We start from the raw sequence: 14,933 nt of genomic DNA on the forward strand, positions 1-14,933 counted from the left end.
TGATGCGTGGCGGCCACAGGCCGGGCCGGATCGCGCGCGAGGTCGCCAGATCGGGGAAACTTCACCGTGGGCAGACGTTTCCAGTGGTCAGGAGAACCTCATGCCAAAATCCACCGGAAGCCTTTCGAAGCCTGACCTGCACCTCGTCGCCGCGTCCGAGGTCTATGATCTGATGCGTGGTCCGCAGACGACCGCCGACCGGGTGAAGCGCTTGCAGGCCGAGGCCAGGGCGCTGGCCATCGAGCAGGTCGAGGAGCTGGAGCGCCAGCTGAACGAGGCGGCGGCTCTGGCCAGGGAAATCTCGGCCGGCGGCGACGCCTATCCGGTCGGGGCGCGCGAGCTCGCGTCGCGTCTCGCCGAGGACCTGCCGGCCAAGGCCGAGACCATCAAGGCGATCGTGTCGCGTCTGCCGTAAGCCCTTCGCGGGCGTAGAGTTTCTCTCGCAAGCGCTTCGCCAGACGGAATACCAACACCGCCAGGACGACCAGCATCACGGGCACGAGGATCGGGGCCAGGAAGGCCAGGATCACCGCGAAGAAGGCCAGCACGTCCTCGATCAGGGACAGGACCGGGTTGCCGACGCCGCCCGTAGTGGCTGTGGACGTCAGGCGAGCTCCCCCCTGCGCCGCGTTGAAGGCGAAGGCCGCGGGCGCGCCCACGATGACCCCGGCGATGGCGGCCGCGGTCGGGTCCAGACCGACGAAAACGCTGCCCGCCGCGACTGCGCCGGCCACCGGCCGGGTGAAGGCGCCCAGCACGTTCAGGCCGTGATCGACCACGGGGATCTTGTCGCCCGCGAACTCCACGACCGCCGCGACGCCGAGCGCGGCGATAGCGGGCCAGTCCGCGAGCCAGCTCATCTGGTCGTTCAGTTCGATGCCGAACAGGCCGAACCGGGCGGCGAGCGCCAGCATCAGGAGGGGCAGGAAGGTCCGCAGCCCCGTCGCGGACGCGAGACCCAGACCCAGAAGGGCGGGTAGAACCCAGGTCTGCAATGGGCCAGCGGCGGCCCCCAGACCGTTTTGAACCCCTTGAAGGTCGATACCGTCCATTCGGCGCTCCCCGCCCGGCCCGATGCCGTCGAACGACATAATGCTCCGGAACCGGCTCGGGGTCCGCCGGTTTTCGTCGGGAGTGCAAGGAGAGCCCCAATGGACGACCGCTTCACCCCCGCCGCCGAGAAAACCGCCGACGACGAACGCAGGATCCAGGCGGAGATCGACGCCAGGGCCGGGGCTGGCGGCGGCGGCGGCGGCGGCGGGAAGGACGAGGGCGCGGTGCAGGCCGGGGCGAGAAAATATCCCGAGCCACCCTTCCCGCGACAACACCAGACCAAACCCGGCAACGAAGCCGCACTGGACCCGGCCCCGATGTACGACGCGCCCTTCTGGAAGGGCTCGGGCAAGCTGGAAGGGTTCGCAGCCCTGATCACGGGCGCGGACTCCGGTATCGGTCGCTCCGTAGCGGTGCTGTTCGCGCGGGAGGGTTGCGACGTCGCCATCTGTCACCTCGACGAAGACGCGGACGCCGAGGAGACCAGAAGGGCCGTCGAGGCCGAAGGTCGCAAGGCCATCGTGATGAAGGGCGACGTCGCCGACCCTGCCTTCTCGAAGATGGCGGTGGCCGAGACGCTGAAGGCCTTCGGACGCATCGATGTCGTCGTGCCCAACGCCGCCTTCCAGGAACATGTCGAGGCGTTCGAGGATCTGACCTTCGAGCATTTCGATCGGACACTGAAGACCAACCTCTACGGCTATTTCAACCTGACCAAGGCCGCCGTGCCGCACATGAAGTCGGGCGGGTCGATCGTCATGACCGGCTCAGTCACAGGGATCATGGGGAACAAGGACCTGCTCGACTATTCCATGACCAAGGGCGGCATCCACGCCTTTGCCCGGTCATTGGGGACGCATCTGGCGCCGCGCGGCATCCGCGTGAACGTCGTGGCGCCCGGTCCGGTCTGGACGCCGCTGAACCCCGCCGACAAACAGGCCGAGGACGTCGCTCACTTCGGTCAGAAGACGGTGATGAAACGCCCGGCCCAGCCGGAAGAGATCGCGCCGGCCTACGTCTTCCTGGCGTCGCCGCAGATGTCGAGCTTCATCACCGGAGAAGTCCTGCCGATCATCGGCGGGTATTCGGGGGGTTAGCCGACCACGTCGGCCTGATCCTTGTGTCGCCGGAACCAGGCGACGGCGTAGCCGCACACGGGGGTCAACTTGTGCCCCTCGGCGCGGGCGTGGTCGGCGAGGCTCTGCATGAACTGGCCGGCCGCACCGGAGCCGCGCAGCTCGTCCTCGGCCTCGACATGCAGGATGGCGCGGCGATCGCCCTGAACCGAATAGTCGGCCCAGACACGGCGGGTCTCGCCGTCTGCGTGGGTGAAACCCTGTTCGTAGCGCTGCTCGCCTGTGACGTCGCGAAAGTCGGTCATGGAAGTCCCCTCGGTGCTGAGGGCAAAACCCCTTGCGGCGGCGGACCGTTCCTTACGTTGGGGTGACGTCAGGCAGGCTTGTCGGCAATCAGGTTCAAGACGCCGAGGATGCTCTTCACCGTGAACCAGACGCTGAGCAGGAACCACAGGGCGCCGAACAGCAACAGGAACGGGATGCCGATCAGGATGATCGAGGCCGCCATGCTGATGGCGATCAGAACCCAGAGGGCGATCGTCCACCAGAAGACCGACCAGAACAGCGAGATCTGGGCCTCGATATGCTGGCGCGGAAGACCGGTGGCGGAACCGCGCGCCGCATAGGCGACGACCAGTCCGACCAGAACCAGCACATTGGCCGACGGAATCGACAGGATGTAGAGGCCCCAGGCGATCAGGGCTGCGGGCTTGCCCTCGGCCTCATGGCCGGCCTCGAGGCGGGGTTGGGGTGCGTCGGACATCGCGTATCTCCTAGAACAGCCAGGCGCGGGGGCGCTCGATCGGTCGGCCCGCCTTCAACTTCAGAACGCCGCCGGCCCCGCGAAGGATCAGCCACACCGCAAGGACGAACAGGACGAAGACGCCCAGCCCAACGGCGATCAGAATACCGCCGAGCAGGGCGGCGACGGCGCCGGCCCACAGGGTGCGCTGCTGGAAGATGAAGTGGCTGGCGGCCACATCGCCTTGCGGACCCGCCCGTCCGGTCACGGCGACGAGGGCGATCAGCGCCGAAACGCCCAGGGTCGGCACGGCGAAAAGGATCAGGGCATAGACGGCATAGATGCCCATGGCGCCGTCGACCGCAGCCGGCTGCTCGCCGCGACGGGCGAAACTGCCGGCAGGCTGCTCGGAGATGGGGGTCTCGCGCGCCCACCGGGGGATGGGCTCCGGGGTCGGCGTCGGCGCGACGATCTCGGCGACCGGGGCGACACCTCGGTCGGGCTCCGGGCTGAACAGCTCTGGCTCAGGGTCGGGCGCCGGGGGCGATTCGGCTTCCGGTTTGCCAGGCCCAGGCTCACGCGTCTGGCCCCGCAACGCGGCGGGCGAGGCGAAGCCGATCAGGTCATCGTGGTCGATTTCATGGAGCGGTTCAGACCCGGAAGTCTGGGGCGCATTGGGATCGCCGGGCTCGGCCATCGGGGTCCTCGCGTTCATGGTTGGGACAATGGCGGGGCCGCAGGTCAGAGGCAAGCCGAACCGCGCGTAACCTTACGCCGTCAGGTCGTTGATCGACAGATCGGGCCGGTCCATCCAGCTTCCGGCGGCCCAGGCGCGTTCGGCGGCGCTCAGGCGCTCGCCGATGATGATGGCGTTGGTCGGGGTCTCTTCCAGGGTCAGCTCGACGCAGCGATAGGGCGAGCCGTCGTCGGCCAGGATGGCGTCCAGCTTGCGACGCAGGGCGATTGCGAAGGCCTCGGTCGTCGGATCGCCGTCGAACACCATCAGGCGGGCGACCCGCTCAGGCTCGTTCGCCTGGAACCAGGCCAGCATGGGATCCGCGCCGTTCAGCTGGAAGGCGTGATCCACCGCCTTGTCGATGAAGCCGTGCCAGCGGCCCTTCAGGGTTTCGAACGAGGCGACATAGTTCGAGGCGCCGAAATCCATCTCCGCCTCCGTGGCCAGGACAACGTGGACGAACTCATTGTGGCCATGCGGCACCGCGCACCGCGACGCGGGGTCGGAGAGCAGGCGGTGGGCCATCGAGAAACGGCGGGTGAAGCGAACCTGGGGCATTGCGCGGCGACATGTCGTGCCGAAAGCCGGCAAAGGCAAGGCTGGAGCCGAATCAGCAGCCCCCTCGTCCTTCGGACGAGACCCTTCAGCGCCTGTATGTCAGTTCGCACCCGGCCCCGTCGGCGGCCTCGAGCGCGTCCGGCTTGTCGATCCGCACGGTCACGCCGAGCACCCGGGCATCCTCCAGACAGTGCAGAGCCAGCCGCTCGGCGAAGGTCTCGACGAGGCCGACGTGGCCCTCGGCGATGATGCGGCGGGCGGAGGCGGCGACGGTCTCGTAGTTAATGGTGTCCGAGAGGCCGTGGACCTCGGCCGGGCCGAGATCGAGGGTCACATCGATGACCAGGGTCTGCAGCCGGCCATGCTCGTGATCATAGACGCCGATGCCGGCCTCGACCCGCAGGCCCTTGACGAAGACGGTCAGGTTGGCGCGCCGGGCGGCCGAAAGGTGTTGAATCACGGCGGGGTTCACTCGGCGATGTCAGGGGTCTGCCAGGCCAGGTGCTGGCCGCCGTCCACGGCGATCATCTGGCCGGTGACCGACCGGGCGTCAACGAGATAGACGACGGCGCCGGCGATGTCCTCAGGGCTCGGCCCGTGACCGAGCGGCATGGCGGCCTGCTCGGCGGCGAACTGCCCCTCTGACTGATGGATGGAAGCAAGCGTCGGGCCGGGGCCGACGCCGTTGACCCGGATGCGGGGCGCGAGCGCCTGGGCCAGGGTCCGCGTCGCCCACCACAGACCATTGCGCGACAGGGCGTAGGAGAAGAAGCGCGGATCAGGCTTCAGCACCCGCTGGTCCAGCAGGTTGACGATCGAGGCGCCGTCCGGGGCCTGGGCCGCGAAGGCCTCGGCCAGCACGACGGGCGCGCGCAGATTAGTCTCGAGATGCATGTCCCAGGTCTCGCGCGACAGGCCTCCGACGCGGTCGTCCTCGAACACCGAGGCGTTGTTGACCAGGATCGAGAGTGATCCGAGCGCGTCCACAGCCGCCGGAATGAGGGCGCGGGTCTCGGCCTCGTCGGTCAGGTCGGCGGACAGGACGGCGGCGCGCACGCCCAGCGCGCGCACCTCTCCAGCCAGATGCTCCGCGTCCGCGACTGAATCCCGATTATGGATGGCGACGTCATGGCCGCGCGCGGCCAGGGCCAGCACGATGGCGCGGCCGATCCGGCGCGCACCGCCCGTGACGAGCGCCGCGCCGCGCTGGGGTTCAGTCAACCCGGCCGAACTCGAACAGGTTAATGGCGCCGAGAACGGCGACGAAGCCGAGGATGATATAGAGGGCCAGCATGGGAAGCTCCTGATTATGACGCCGGAATAGAGCGGGACAGGTGACGGTTCAAGGCGCGTGTAGGCAGGTTCGCGCGTCAGCCTCTAATGTCTTCCGGAACTGTGGCGCTATCGGGGGCGGTCGCCGGGAAATAGCGTCGCCCCAGCCACAGGGCGACCCACACCAGCAGGATCAGCACCGGCACCTCCACCAGCGGCCCGATGACGGCGGCGAAGGCGACGGGGCTGGCCAGGCCGAAGGCGGCGATGGCGACGGCGATGGCCAGTTCGAAGTTGTTGGAGGCGGCGGTGAAGGCCAGGGCCGTGGTGCGCGAATAGTCCGCCTCGATCAACCGGCCCATCAGGAAGCTGACCACGAACATGACCAGAAAATAGATCGTCACGGGAACGGCGATGCGCAGCGCATCCAGCGGCAGGGCGACCACCTCCCCGCCCTTCAGGCTGAACATGGCGACGATGGTGAACAGCAGGGCAATGAGGGTGACCGGCCCGATGCGCGGCAGGAATCGGGTCTCGTACCAGTCGGCCCCCTTGCGGGCGATCAGGGTCCGTCGAGTCAGGTAGCCGGCGAGGAAGGGCAGGCCCAGATAGACCAGCACCGCCATGGCGATGGTCCAGACGCTGATGTCCACCACCCTGCTTTCAAGGCCCAGCAGCGGAGGCAGGAAGGCGAGGAAGAACCAGGCGTAGGCGCTGAAGAAGACGATCTGGAAGATCGAGTTGAAGGCCACCAGTCCGGCCACATACTGGTTGTCGCCCCGAGCCAGCTGGTTCCAGACCAGGACCATGGCGATGCAGCGGGCCAGGCCGATCAGGATGACCCCGGTCATGTACTCCGGCTGGTCGCGCAGGAAGACCACCGCCAGAATGAACATCAGAACCGGCCCCAGCACCCAGTTCTGGAACAGCGAGAGGGCCAGCACCCGTTTGTCGGAGAAGACGCGGGGCAGTTCCTCGTACTTCACCCGGGCCAGGGGCGGGAACATCATCAGGATCAGGCCGATGGCGATGGGAATATTGGTGGTCCCAACCGACACGCTGTCCAGCCAGGCCGGAAGGCCGGGCACGACGCTGCCCAGTAACACCCCCACCGCCATGGCTGCGAAAATCCACAGCGTCAGCCACCGGTCCAGAAAGGACAGACGCCGGGGCGGGGCGGGGCTGGTCACAGGGGTGTGGACCATCAGCGGACCCGACGTCCGGTCTCGTCGATGACGACCTCGCCGTCCTCCTTGACGAAGGGCTTCAGACCGTCCTCGGGCAGCAGGTCCAGAACGACCTCCGACGGGCGGCACAGTTTCACCCCGCGCGGGGTGGCCACGATCGGGCGATTCAGCAGGATCGGATGCGCCTCGATGGCGTCCAGCAACTCGTCGTCCGTGAGATCGGGGTTGTCCAGCCCCAGCTCGCCGAAGGGCGCGCCCTTCTCTCGCAGCAGCGCCCGCAGGGGCTGGCCGGTGCGGGCCGCCAACTGCGCGACAAGGGTGCGGCTGGGCGGCGTCTTCAGATATTCGACGACGTGCGGCTCCAGTCCGAGATGGCGGATCAGGGCCAGGGTGTTGCGCGACGTCCCGCAGCCGGGGTTGTGATAGATGACGACGTCCATGGGGCCTCAGGCGCGGCAGACGGCCAGTTCGGCCAGGAGGGGGTCGCACAGGTCGCTTCGACCCGCGCAGCAGTCTTCGAGCAGGAACAGGATCAGGCCGCGCAGCCGGTCCAGCGACGCGCGGTAGACGATCGAGCGTCCGGTTCGCTCGGACCGGACCAGACCCGCGTGGGCCAGAATATTCAGGTGGGACGACAGGGTGTTGGCCGGCACGGCCAGTCGCTCGGCCAGGGCCCCGGCGGCGATCCCGTCCGGCGCGCTACGCACCAGGCAGCGGACGACATCCAGCCGGGTCGCCTGTGCCAGGGCCGCGAGAGCGAGCAGAGCCTCTTCGGATTCCATAATTCCAGCATAATCGAACTGTTATTGAGATCAAGTTGGGAACCGGCCGGAAGTCTGGCAGCGTGCGGCCATGTCCTGGCGCGTCCGAATCGAGCCCTTCACCCGGCCGCTCTTCTTTACCTGGTCACGGCTGCAGCGCGGCATGACGCTCGGCGTGCGGTCGGTTGCGGTCGATGCCGAGGGTCGGGTGATGCTGGTCAAGCACACGTATCTGGCCGGCTGGTGGCTGCCGGGCGGCGGGGTGGATCGCGGCGAGACCACCGTCGACGCCGCCGCGCGGGAGTTGTTCGAGGAGACGGGGCTGAGGGCCACCTCGCCCGGCCGGCTGGTTTCGGTTCATTCCAACGAGCGGTTCTTCAAGGGCGACCATGTGCTGGTCTATCGCTTCGACGCCTTCGAGGCCGGCGAGCTGACTCATCACGGCGAGATCGCCGAGACGAGCTGGTTCGATCCCGCCGCCCTGCCCGAGGACTCGCACCGGTCGACGCGGTCGCGGCTCGCAGAAATGTTCGGCGGTGCGCCGGTCGATCCGCGCTGGTAGAGGCTGGGCGTATGAACTTCGCACCCGGGATCGCCCCCCTCCTGGCCATGCTGGCCGTCGTCCTCGCCGGCGGGGCCACGGCCCTGCAGGCGCCGACGAACGCCCGGCTGGCGACGGCCGTGGCCGGCCCGGTTAACGCCGCCTTCGTATCGTTCGCCGTGGGTACGGCGGCGCTGGGCATTCTCGCGGCCGTCCTGCACGCGCGGCCGGATATCACGGCGGCCAAGGGGCTGCCCTGGTACGCCTGGGTCGGAGGGCTCTACGGCGCGATCTTCGTCGTCGCGGCGACCTGGGCCGTGCCCCGGCTGGGCGTGGCCATGACCATCACCCTGATGGTGGCGGGTCAGCTGATCATCAGCCTGCTGCTCGACCATTTCGGCGCGTTCGGCGTGCCCCGCGCGCCGGTCAATCTGGGCCGCATAGTGGGCGTGGCCCTGGTCATCGCCGGCGTCATCCTCGTGCGCCGGAGCTGAGGTGTCGGCGCCGCTTCCCGACGCCGGCCGCAACTGGGTCGACGCCCGCGCGCCCGAAGGCCTGAAGCCCTGGCTCAAACTGGGTCGGTTCGACCGGCCCATCGGAATCTGGCTGCTGCTCCTTCCGGGCTGGCAGGGGATCACCCTGGCCCTTGCGCAGTCCCGGACAACGCCGGACCTCCATGACCTGTGGCTGTTCGTCGGCTTCGCCATGGGGGCGTGCCTGATGCGGGCGGCCGGCTGCGCGTTCAACGACATCATCGACCGGGACATCGACGCGAAGGTGGCGCGGACGGCCGCACGGCCGATACCCTCCGGCCGGATCAGCGTGAAACAGGCCTGGGCCTTCGTCGTTGGATGCAGCCTTGTCAGCCTGACGATCCTGCTGACGTTGAACCTGACCGCAATTCTTCTGGGTGTGGGGTCGCTGGCGCTGGTCGCGGCCTATCCCTTCATGAAGCGGATCACGTGGTGGCCGCAGGCGTGGCTGGGTCTGACGTTCAACTGGGGAGCTCTGATGGGCTATGCAGCCGCGACGACGACCCTGCTGGCTTGGGGTCAGTATCCCACGATCGGCATGGTCGATTTCGGCCTGCCAATCGGCCGTCTGACCATCGCAGCCGTCCTTCTCTACCTCGGCGGCGTATTCTGGACCCTCGGCTACGACACCATCTACGCGCTGCAGGACATCGAGGACGACGCCATGGTCGGGGTGAAGTCCTCGGCGCGGCGGTTGGGCCAGGGCGTCAAACGCGGCGTCGGGGCCTTCTATGGAGCTGCGGTCATCTCGGCGGGACTGGCGGGGACCATGGCGGGCCTCGGCGCGATCTTCTACGTCGGACTGGGCGCCTCCGCCGCGCATCTCGCCTGGCAGGTGCGCGCCCTGAAGCCCGCCGACGGAGCCCTGGCGCTGAAACTGTTCAAATCGAACCGGGAAGCGGGGCTGATCCTGCTGGCGGCCATCGCCCTCGGCGCTGTATCACTGCCGTTCTAGTCCGGAGATCGCCATGACTATGCCGTTTCGCCTCACTGTCCTGAGCCTTGCCGTCGCCGCGACCCTGGCGGGCTGCAACCGCGACAAGGCGGACGAGACGACCCCGCCCCCGGCCGCGTCCGCCGGAACCGGCGCAGTGGTCACCCCCGCCGACGCCGCCGCCCCCATGGCCTTCGAGTCCAAGACGGCCTTCGCCGAGGTCAGCCTGACCCTTCCGGTCGCGATCAAGGCCCAGCCGGACCTTCACGCCCGCCTCTACGCGGCCGCCGTCCGCGACCTGCGCGAGTTCTCGGAAGGAGCCCAGGCCGACCGCACCGAGGCCGGCGGCGACGAGGGCCTGGGCGCTTACGACAAATCGATCGAGATCACGCCCGGCGCCGAGACCGGAAAGCTGTTCAGCCTGGTCCGCACGGATTCCGAATACACCGGAGGGGCGCACCCCAACTCCTCCTTCGCCGCGATCCTGTGGGACAAGGCGCTGAAGCGCGAAGTGGCGGCGGCGGACCTGTTCACCAGGACAGGGGACCTGTCTGCCCTGGACATCGCCCTGTGCGCCGCCATTAACGCCGAGAAGAAGAAGCGCGACCCGCAGGCCGAGACTGTCTCCCTGACCGGGAGCGACATGTGGAAATGCCCCCGTGCCGCCTTGGTGCCGTTCGTGCTGGCGCAGGGGACCCGGCCCGGCAAGGCCGGCGGTCTGGTCTTCCTGATCGGACCTTATCTTGTCGGCCCCTATGTCGAGGGCTCCTACGAGGTCACGGTGCCGCAGAGCGCCTTCCGGTCCCTGCTGGCCCCCGCCTACGCCGACGAGTTCGCCGGCGAGCCCAAGCCTGAGCACGCCGGCGCCTGAAACCTACCTCAGGAACTCATCGACCAGTTCGTCGAAGCGCGCCGGCTGGTCGGCCATGATGAAGTGACGGCTGGCGTCGACGCGGATCAGCCTCACCCCCGGCAGCGGCGCATACTCCCGCTCCCAAAGGGCCTGAGCCATCGCGGGAGGCGGACCGCCTTCGGGGTCAGTCGCGTAGAGGGCTGTCACCGGCGTCGTCATCCCGGCCAGACCTGGCCGCGCGTCGGTGGTCATGACGTCACGCATGGCGGCGGCGAAGGCCCGACGGTCGCTGGTCATCGACCAGTCGACCATGGCCTCACGCATGGCCGGATCGCGGGCGAGACCGGCCGCCATCTGTCCCTGCTGCGCGCGGAAGGCGGCTTCATCAGCGCCGAGGATCATCGCCGACGCCTGGGCCGCGAACGGGCGCGCCTGATCGGCGGTGACGGCCGGGCCGAACATGGCGCTGTAGAACGGCAGGGCGTCGACGATCATCAGCCGGCCCAAGCGATCCGGGTGTGTCTGGGCCAGCAGCAGGGCGCTGAGCCCACCCATGGAGTGGCCGATGACGGCGGGCTTATCGAGACCCGCTTCGGCGACATAGCGAGCCAGTTCCTCGACCTCAGGCGCGACGAACGGGCCGTCGCCGTGGCTCCAGGGCTCGCCGGCGAAGCCCGCCAGTTGGACCAGATGCACCCGATGGGTGGCGGCGAGACGCGTCGCTAGCGGTCGCCAGACCTCGCGCGAGGAGGCCAGGCCGGGGATCAGGATGACGTCGGGGCCGGATCCGATCACCTCGACCGACAGCCGGTCGGAGGCGAAGGGCGCCGTCTGGATCGCGGCCGCCGGTTCGGCGAGGGCCTGGCTCGCGAAGACGGCGCCGCCGACGGCCAGGGCTGTCGCGGAGGCCAGGAAGAAGGCGCGCAGGGTCGAGCGCCCGGCGAAGGGACGGAGATTCAGCATGGTGATGTCCTTGTAAGGTTATCCTGACGAACCGTCAGGCGTGCGGGTTTTCGAAGACGTCTTCCACCGGCCGCTCGAACAGGGCGGCGATGCGATAGGCGAGGTCCAGCGAAGGGTCGTGTTTCTCGGTCTCCAGGGCGTTGACCGCCTGGCGGGAGACCCCCAGCGCCTGACCCAGTTGTTCCTGTGTCCAGCTGCGCTCAGCGCGCAGGAGTTTCAGACGGTTCTTCATCAGTGCGAGGTCCGGATGAAGGGGGTGACGATGCCGAAGCAGGCCCAGAACAGCGGGAAGATCAACCAGTTGGGCAGATGTGGCGCATTGGCGTAGCTCTCGGCGAAGCCCCAGAAACTGGCGATGGCCATGGCCGCGCCTGCCGAGACGATGAACCGCTTGGCCAGCACGGCGCGCATGAATTCGTCGGAATCCCGCATCAGGATCAGGATCGACCAGATCCATCCGACTACCGGGGCGGCAACCGCTGCGGCCAGCCCCCAGGCCGCCGGCTTGCCGATGATTTCGTCGAAGGCCCCGAAGATGGCGGCCATGTTCACGGCGACATAGGGGATGGTGAAGGCCATCGTGCGGATGACGTATTTGCGGTCCGCTTCGGTGCCCTGGCTCCAGGTGGTCATGTCGTGTTCTCCTGACTGAATGTAAGGCTTACATGACATGGCGGTTTTGTCAGGTCAACATGACTTTTCGGATTTTTGTCGGCGCTGCCCCAAGGCGTTCGGGCTTGGAGTATCCTCTTGCGGGGCCTATCGTCGGCGCCATGCCCGCAGCCCCGCGCATATCGCCCGCCGAAGTCTTTGCGCCCGACGACTGGGCGCCGTTCCAGGCGCGTTCGGCGTGGAAGGGGCCTCTGCTCGTCGTCCATTGCTGGGGCGTCATCGCACTCGTGGTCGCGGCGGGGGTCTGGCAGCCGATCCTGATCCCGCTCTGCGTGATGATCATCGGCACGCGCCAGCTGGGTCTCGCCATCCTGATGCACGAGGCGGCGCACGGGGCGCTGGCGAAGAATCTCAAGCTCAATGACTTCCTCGGCCACTGGCTGTGCGCCACGCCCATCGGCGCGTCATTGGATGCCTATCGCCCCTATCACCTGTCGCATCACCGCTTCGCCCAGCAGCCGGAGGACCCCGATCTGGTCCTGTCGGCGCCCTTCCCTGTGTCCGGCGCCTCACTGCGGCGCAAGATGATCCGCGACCTGACCGGCCAGACCTTCTTCAAGCAGCGCGTCCTGCTGCCTCTGGCGGTGCTGCGGAAACGGTCGGCGGGCGGAGAGGCGCACGACTATGACGCCATCGTCACCGGTCGCTCAATCGCGCCCTTCCTGCTGGTCAACGCCGCCATGCTGCTGGCCTTCGGCCTCGCCGGCCTCTGGTGGGCCTGGTTCGCCCTTTGGCTCCTGCCCATGGCGACCTGGTTCCCGCTGGTCACGCGCCTGCGCAACATCGCCGAGCACGCCTGCGTCGAGGGCTCCGCCGCCGACCCCTTCCGCGCCGCCCGGACGACCCGCGCCAGCTGGTGGGAGCGCGCCCTGATCGCCCCCTACTGGGTCAATTTCCACGCCGAGCACCACCTGTTCATGCACGTCGCCTGCTGGAACCTGCCGCGCCTGCACAAGGCGGTCCGGGCGACGGGGCCGGGCGCACGGATGGAGGTGGCGCCGGGCTATGTCAGCGTGCTGCGGCAGGCCGCATCCGGGCGGGTCACTGAGCCCGCGTGACCATCACTGATCCCGCCGCCTTCATCCTGGCCAATACCCGGCTGCAGGCGGTGCCGCATGCGCCGGAGATCTCCCTGTGGCTGGCCGACGAGATCACCCCGATCTGGAAGCTGACGGAAGAGGAACTGGGCGAACTGGGCCTGCCGCCGCCGTTCTGGGCCTTCGCCTGGTCGGGCGGACAGGGGCTGGCCCGCTGGGTGCTGGACAACCCGCAGACCTTCACAGGCAAGACCGTCGTCGATTTCGCCACGGGCTCGGGGCTGGTCGGGGTCGCGGCGATGAAGGCGGGTGCGGCCAGCGTCCTTGCCGCCGACATCGATCCCTTCTGCGAGGCGGCGGTGAGGCTGAACGCCGGGGCCAACGGGGTGAGCCTGTCCTTTACAGACGCCAATCTGCTCTACGTCGCCCCGCCCGAGGTCGACATCATCTGCGCCGGCGATGTCTGCTACGAAAAGCCGATGACCGACCGGGTCATGGCCTGGCTGAAACAGGCGCGGGCGCAGGGATCGCAGGTCTTCATCGGCGACCCGCACCGGACCTATTTCCGCACCGAAGGCCTGACCCATCTGGCCGAGTACCAGGTGCCGACGACGCGCGAACTCGAGGATTTCGCCGTCAAGCGCAGTTCGGTCTTCTCGCTGGATTGATCGCGGCCACGCTTGGCCCGACCGGCGTCCGGCCCCATCTTCCGGGCATGAAAGCCGCCGTCCTGATCCTGCTGTCCGTCCTGTGCGCCGGGACGGCCTCGGCCCAGACCTATGCGCCGGGCCAGCCCTATATCGGCGACCCGATGGCTGATCGGCTGCGTTCCCGCATGGAGACCCAGCGGCTGCAGTCCGAACAGCAGGCCGCCTATGCGCGCCAGCAGCAGCTGAACGCCCGCCTGGCCGAGATGGAAATCCGCGCACAGCGGCAGCCGGAGCCCTATGTGCCGCTCGTCGATGTTCCGGCCTCTCCCGACGCCCGGCGCCGGGCGCGCGAGGCGACGACGGCGCGCCGGGAAGCCGTGACATCCGGCGTGGGCCAGATCGAAGAGTGGCTGGCGCGCTCTCCACGCTAAGGCCCGCACTGACGATTGCATCCCTTCCCCTCTCCCTGCGTTCCGGCCTAGCTTGAGCGGGACATTTGGGAGGCGACGATGCGTTGGCAGGGCGGACAGCGAGGCGGCGGGATCGAGGATCGCCGCGGCATGGGCGGCGGCGCGGCCGCGGGCGGGGGCATCGGAGTCCTCGTCCTGGCGGCGATCGGCTATTTCGTCTTCGGCATCGATCCCTCGACCACCCAGCAGGTGGCCAGCCAGTTCGGACAGGCGGGAGCCTCGCAAGAGGGAGTGCAAGGCACGCCCGAGGATCAGGCGGGTATGTTCGTCGACATCGTCGGCAAGAACATCAACGACGTCTGGGCGACCAAGCTCGAGGGCTATCGGGCGCCGGACAACATCGTCCTCTACACCCAGGGCACCCAGACGGGCTGCGGTTTCGGCCAGTCGGCGATGGGGCCCTTCTACTGCCCGTCCGATCGTCAGGTCTATCTGGACCTCAGCTTCTGGCAGGAGATGGAGACCCAACTCGGGGCCTCCGGAGCCGACTTCGCCCGCGCCTATGTCCTGGCTCATGAAATCGGTCACCACGTCCAGACCCTGACCGGGGCGTCGGAACAGGTGCAACGCGCGCAGCAGAGCGCCTCGTCCGAGGCCGAGGGCAACCGCTATTCCGTGGCGCTGGAGCTTCAGGCCGACTGCTACGCCGGGGTCTGGGCCGCCAACGCCGCCTCGGTATCCGGCGGGGAGGTCGCGGTCGAACAAGGCGACCTCGAAGAGGGGCTGCGCACCGCCTCAGCGATCGGGGACGACGCCCTGCAACGTCGCTCGGGCGGCCAGGTCAGCCCGGAAAGCTTCACCCACGGGTCGTCGGCCCAGCGGATGGAATGGCTGCAACGCGGCTATCAGACCGGCGACCCGGCGAGCTGCGACACCTTCCAGGGGCTATAGGGAG

Annotated in this window: 23 protein-coding genes; 10 read left to right on the plus strand and 13 right to left on the minus strand. The window is 68.2% G+C overall.

The window, feature by feature from the left end:
• Positions 1–100: 100 nt before the first annotated feature.
• Positions 101–415 carry a hypothetical protein gene (locus RMO01_RS15215; RefSeq protein WP_309629910.1) on the plus strand — a complete coding sequence of 105 codons (315 nt, stop codon included), beginning with the start codon at positions 101–103 and terminating at the stop codon, positions 413–415.
• Here RMO01_RS15215 and RMO01_RS15220 read toward each other — a convergent pair.
• The gene (locus tag RMO01_RS15220) at positions 387–1,052 is read right to left on the minus strand and encodes a DUF4126 domain-containing protein (protein ID WP_309629911.1); all 666 of its coding nucleotides are present in this window, start codon (positions 1,050–1,052) and stop codon (positions 387–389) included. The genes RMO01_RS15215 and RMO01_RS15220 overlap by 29 nt on opposite strands.
• 99 nt (positions 1,053–1,151) lie before the next feature.
• Between RMO01_RS15220 and RMO01_RS15225 the strand changes: the two genes are divergently transcribed.
• A complete protein-coding gene (locus RMO01_RS15225; RefSeq protein WP_309629912.1) occupies positions 1,152–2,150 on the plus strand; it encodes an SDR family oxidoreductase in 999 nt (332 codons plus the stop codon).
• Here the strand turns inward: RMO01_RS15225 and RMO01_RS15230 are convergent.
• From RMO01_RS15230 to RMO01_RS15270, 9 genes are all read right to left on the minus strand, one after another.
• A complete protein-coding gene (locus RMO01_RS15230; RefSeq protein WP_309629913.1) occupies positions 2,147–2,434 on the minus strand; it encodes a GNAT family N-acetyltransferase in 288 nt (95 codons plus the stop codon). The two genes, RMO01_RS15225 and RMO01_RS15230, sit on opposite strands and share 4 nt — an antisense overlap.
• Before the next feature lie 68 nt (positions 2,435–2,502).
• Positions 2,503–2,892, minus strand: coding sequence for a hypothetical protein (locus tag RMO01_RS15235; RefSeq protein ID WP_309629914.1), 390 nt, complete (start codon positions 2,890–2,892; stop codon positions 2,503–2,505).
• A 10-nt stretch (positions 2,893–2,902) separates the two neighbouring features.
• Positions 2,903–3,586, minus strand: coding sequence for a hypothetical protein (locus tag RMO01_RS15240; protein ID WP_309629915.1), 684 nt, complete (start codon positions 3,584–3,586; stop codon positions 2,903–2,905).
• 54 nt (positions 3,587–3,640) lie between these two features.
• Positions 3,641–4,165, minus strand: coding sequence for a 6-carboxytetrahydropterin synthase (locus RMO01_RS15245; protein WP_309629916.1), 525 nt, complete (start codon positions 4,163–4,165; stop codon positions 3,641–3,643).
• A gap of 85 nt (positions 4,166–4,250) precedes the next feature.
• The gene (gene folB / locus RMO01_RS15250) at positions 4,251–4,625 is read right to left on the minus strand and encodes a dihydroneopterin aldolase (protein ID WP_309629917.1); all 375 of its coding nucleotides are present in this window, start codon (positions 4,623–4,625) and stop codon (positions 4,251–4,253) included.
• An 8-nt stretch (positions 4,626–4,633) separates the two neighbouring features.
• Positions 4,634–5,386: an SDR family oxidoreductase gene (locus RMO01_RS15255; protein ID WP_309629918.1), complete on the minus strand. Its 753-nt coding sequence runs from the start codon at positions 5,384–5,386 to the stop codon at positions 4,634–4,636.
• A 149-nt stretch (positions 5,387–5,535) separates the two neighbouring features.
• On the minus strand, positions 5,536–6,642 hold the full coding sequence (gene arsB, locus RMO01_RS15260; protein ID WP_309629919.1) for an ACR3 family arsenite efflux transporter: 1,107 nt from the start codon (positions 6,640–6,642) through the stop codon (positions 5,536–5,538).
• The gene (gene arsC / locus RMO01_RS15265) at positions 6,642–7,064 is read right to left on the minus strand and encodes an arsenate reductase (glutaredoxin) (protein ID WP_309629920.1); all 423 of its coding nucleotides are present in this window, start codon (positions 7,062–7,064) and stop codon (positions 6,642–6,644) included. The genes arsB and arsC overlap by 1 nt, the downstream gene beginning before the upstream one ends.
• A 6-nt stretch (positions 7,065–7,070) precedes the next feature.
• A complete protein-coding gene (locus RMO01_RS15270; RefSeq protein ID WP_309629921.1) occupies positions 7,071–7,406 on the minus strand; it encodes a metalloregulator ArsR/SmtB family transcription factor in 336 nt (111 codons plus the stop codon).
• Between the two features lie 70 nt (positions 7,407–7,476).
• Here RMO01_RS15270 and RMO01_RS15275 point away from each other — a divergent pair, with 70 nt between their 5' ends.
• The 4 genes from RMO01_RS15275 to RMO01_RS15290 are packed head-to-tail and all read left to right on the plus strand — an operon-like array spanning position 7,477 to position 10,264.
• Positions 7,477–7,947: an NUDIX domain-containing protein gene (locus tag RMO01_RS15275; protein WP_309629922.1), complete on the plus strand. Its 471-nt coding sequence runs from the start codon at positions 7,477–7,479 to the stop codon at positions 7,945–7,947.
• Positions 7,948–7,958: 11 nt separating this feature from the next.
• Positions 7,959–8,420: a DMT family transporter gene (locus tag RMO01_RS15280; RefSeq protein WP_309629923.1), complete on the plus strand. Its 462-nt coding sequence runs from the start codon at positions 7,959–7,961 to the stop codon at positions 8,418–8,420.
• A gap of 1 nt (position 8,421) precedes the next feature.
• Positions 8,422–9,414 (plus strand): UbiA family prenyltransferase, encoded by a 993-nt coding sequence (locus RMO01_RS15285; protein ID WP_309629924.1) that lies wholly within the window; start codon positions 8,422–8,424, stop codon positions 9,412–9,414.
• A 13-nt stretch (positions 9,415–9,427) separates the two neighbouring features.
• Positions 9,428–10,264 (plus strand): DUF3298 domain-containing protein, encoded by an 837-nt coding sequence (locus tag RMO01_RS15290; protein WP_309629925.1) that lies wholly within the window; start codon positions 9,428–9,430, stop codon positions 10,262–10,264.
• Between the two features lie 3 nt (positions 10,265–10,267).
• Here the strand turns inward: RMO01_RS15290 and RMO01_RS15295 are convergent, their stop codons facing one another.
• The 3 genes from RMO01_RS15295 to RMO01_RS15305 are packed head-to-tail and all read right to left on the minus strand — an operon-like array spanning position 10,268 to position 11,842.
• Positions 10,268–11,209 carry an alpha/beta hydrolase gene (locus RMO01_RS15295; protein WP_309629926.1) on the minus strand — a complete coding sequence of 314 codons (942 nt, stop codon included), beginning with the start codon at positions 11,207–11,209 and terminating at the stop codon, positions 10,268–10,270.
• A gap of 34 nt (positions 11,210–11,243) precedes the next feature.
• Positions 11,244–11,441 carry a helix-turn-helix transcriptional regulator gene (locus tag RMO01_RS15300; protein ID WP_309629927.1) on the minus strand — a complete coding sequence of 66 codons (198 nt, stop codon included), beginning with the start codon at positions 11,439–11,441 and terminating at the stop codon, positions 11,244–11,246.
• On the minus strand, positions 11,441–11,842 hold the full coding sequence (locus RMO01_RS15305; RefSeq protein ID WP_309629928.1) for a hypothetical protein: 402 nt from the start codon (positions 11,840–11,842) through the stop codon (positions 11,441–11,443). The genes RMO01_RS15300 and RMO01_RS15305 overlap by 1 nt, the downstream gene beginning before the upstream one ends.
• A gap of 104 nt (positions 11,843–11,946) precedes the next feature.
• Here RMO01_RS15305 and RMO01_RS15310 point away from each other — a divergent pair, with 104 nt between their 5' ends.
• The 4 genes from RMO01_RS15310 to RMO01_RS15325 all read left to right on the plus strand — a co-directional run bounded on the left by RMO01_RS15310 (position 11,947) and on the right by RMO01_RS15325 (position 14,929).
• The gene (locus RMO01_RS15310) at positions 11,947–12,939 is read left to right on the plus strand and encodes a fatty acid desaturase family protein (protein ID WP_309629929.1); all 993 of its coding nucleotides are present in this window, start codon (positions 11,947–11,949) and stop codon (positions 12,937–12,939) included.
• On the plus strand, positions 12,936–13,586 hold the full coding sequence (locus RMO01_RS15315; RefSeq protein WP_309629930.1) for a methyltransferase: 651 nt from the start codon (positions 12,936–12,938) through the stop codon (positions 13,584–13,586). Before RMO01_RS15310 ends, RMO01_RS15315 begins: the two co-directional genes overlap by 4 nt.
• A 47-nt stretch (positions 13,587–13,633) precedes the next feature.
• The gene (locus RMO01_RS15320; RefSeq protein WP_309629931.1) at positions 13,634–13,999 is read left to right on the plus strand and encodes a hypothetical protein; all 366 of its coding nucleotides are present in this window, start codon (positions 13,634–13,636) and stop codon (positions 13,997–13,999) included.
• Positions 14,000–14,077: 78 nt separating this feature from the next.
• Positions 14,078–14,929, plus strand: a complete 852-nt coding sequence (locus tag RMO01_RS15325; protein WP_309629932.1) for a neutral zinc metallopeptidase — start codon at positions 14,078–14,080, stop codon at positions 14,927–14,929.
• The last annotated feature ends 4 nt before the right edge of the window (positions 14,930–14,933 follow it).

This window comes from Brevundimonas sp. (genome assembly GCF_031412435.1).
GTDB lineage: Bacteria > Pseudomonadota > Alphaproteobacteria > Caulobacterales > Caulobacteraceae > Brevundimonas.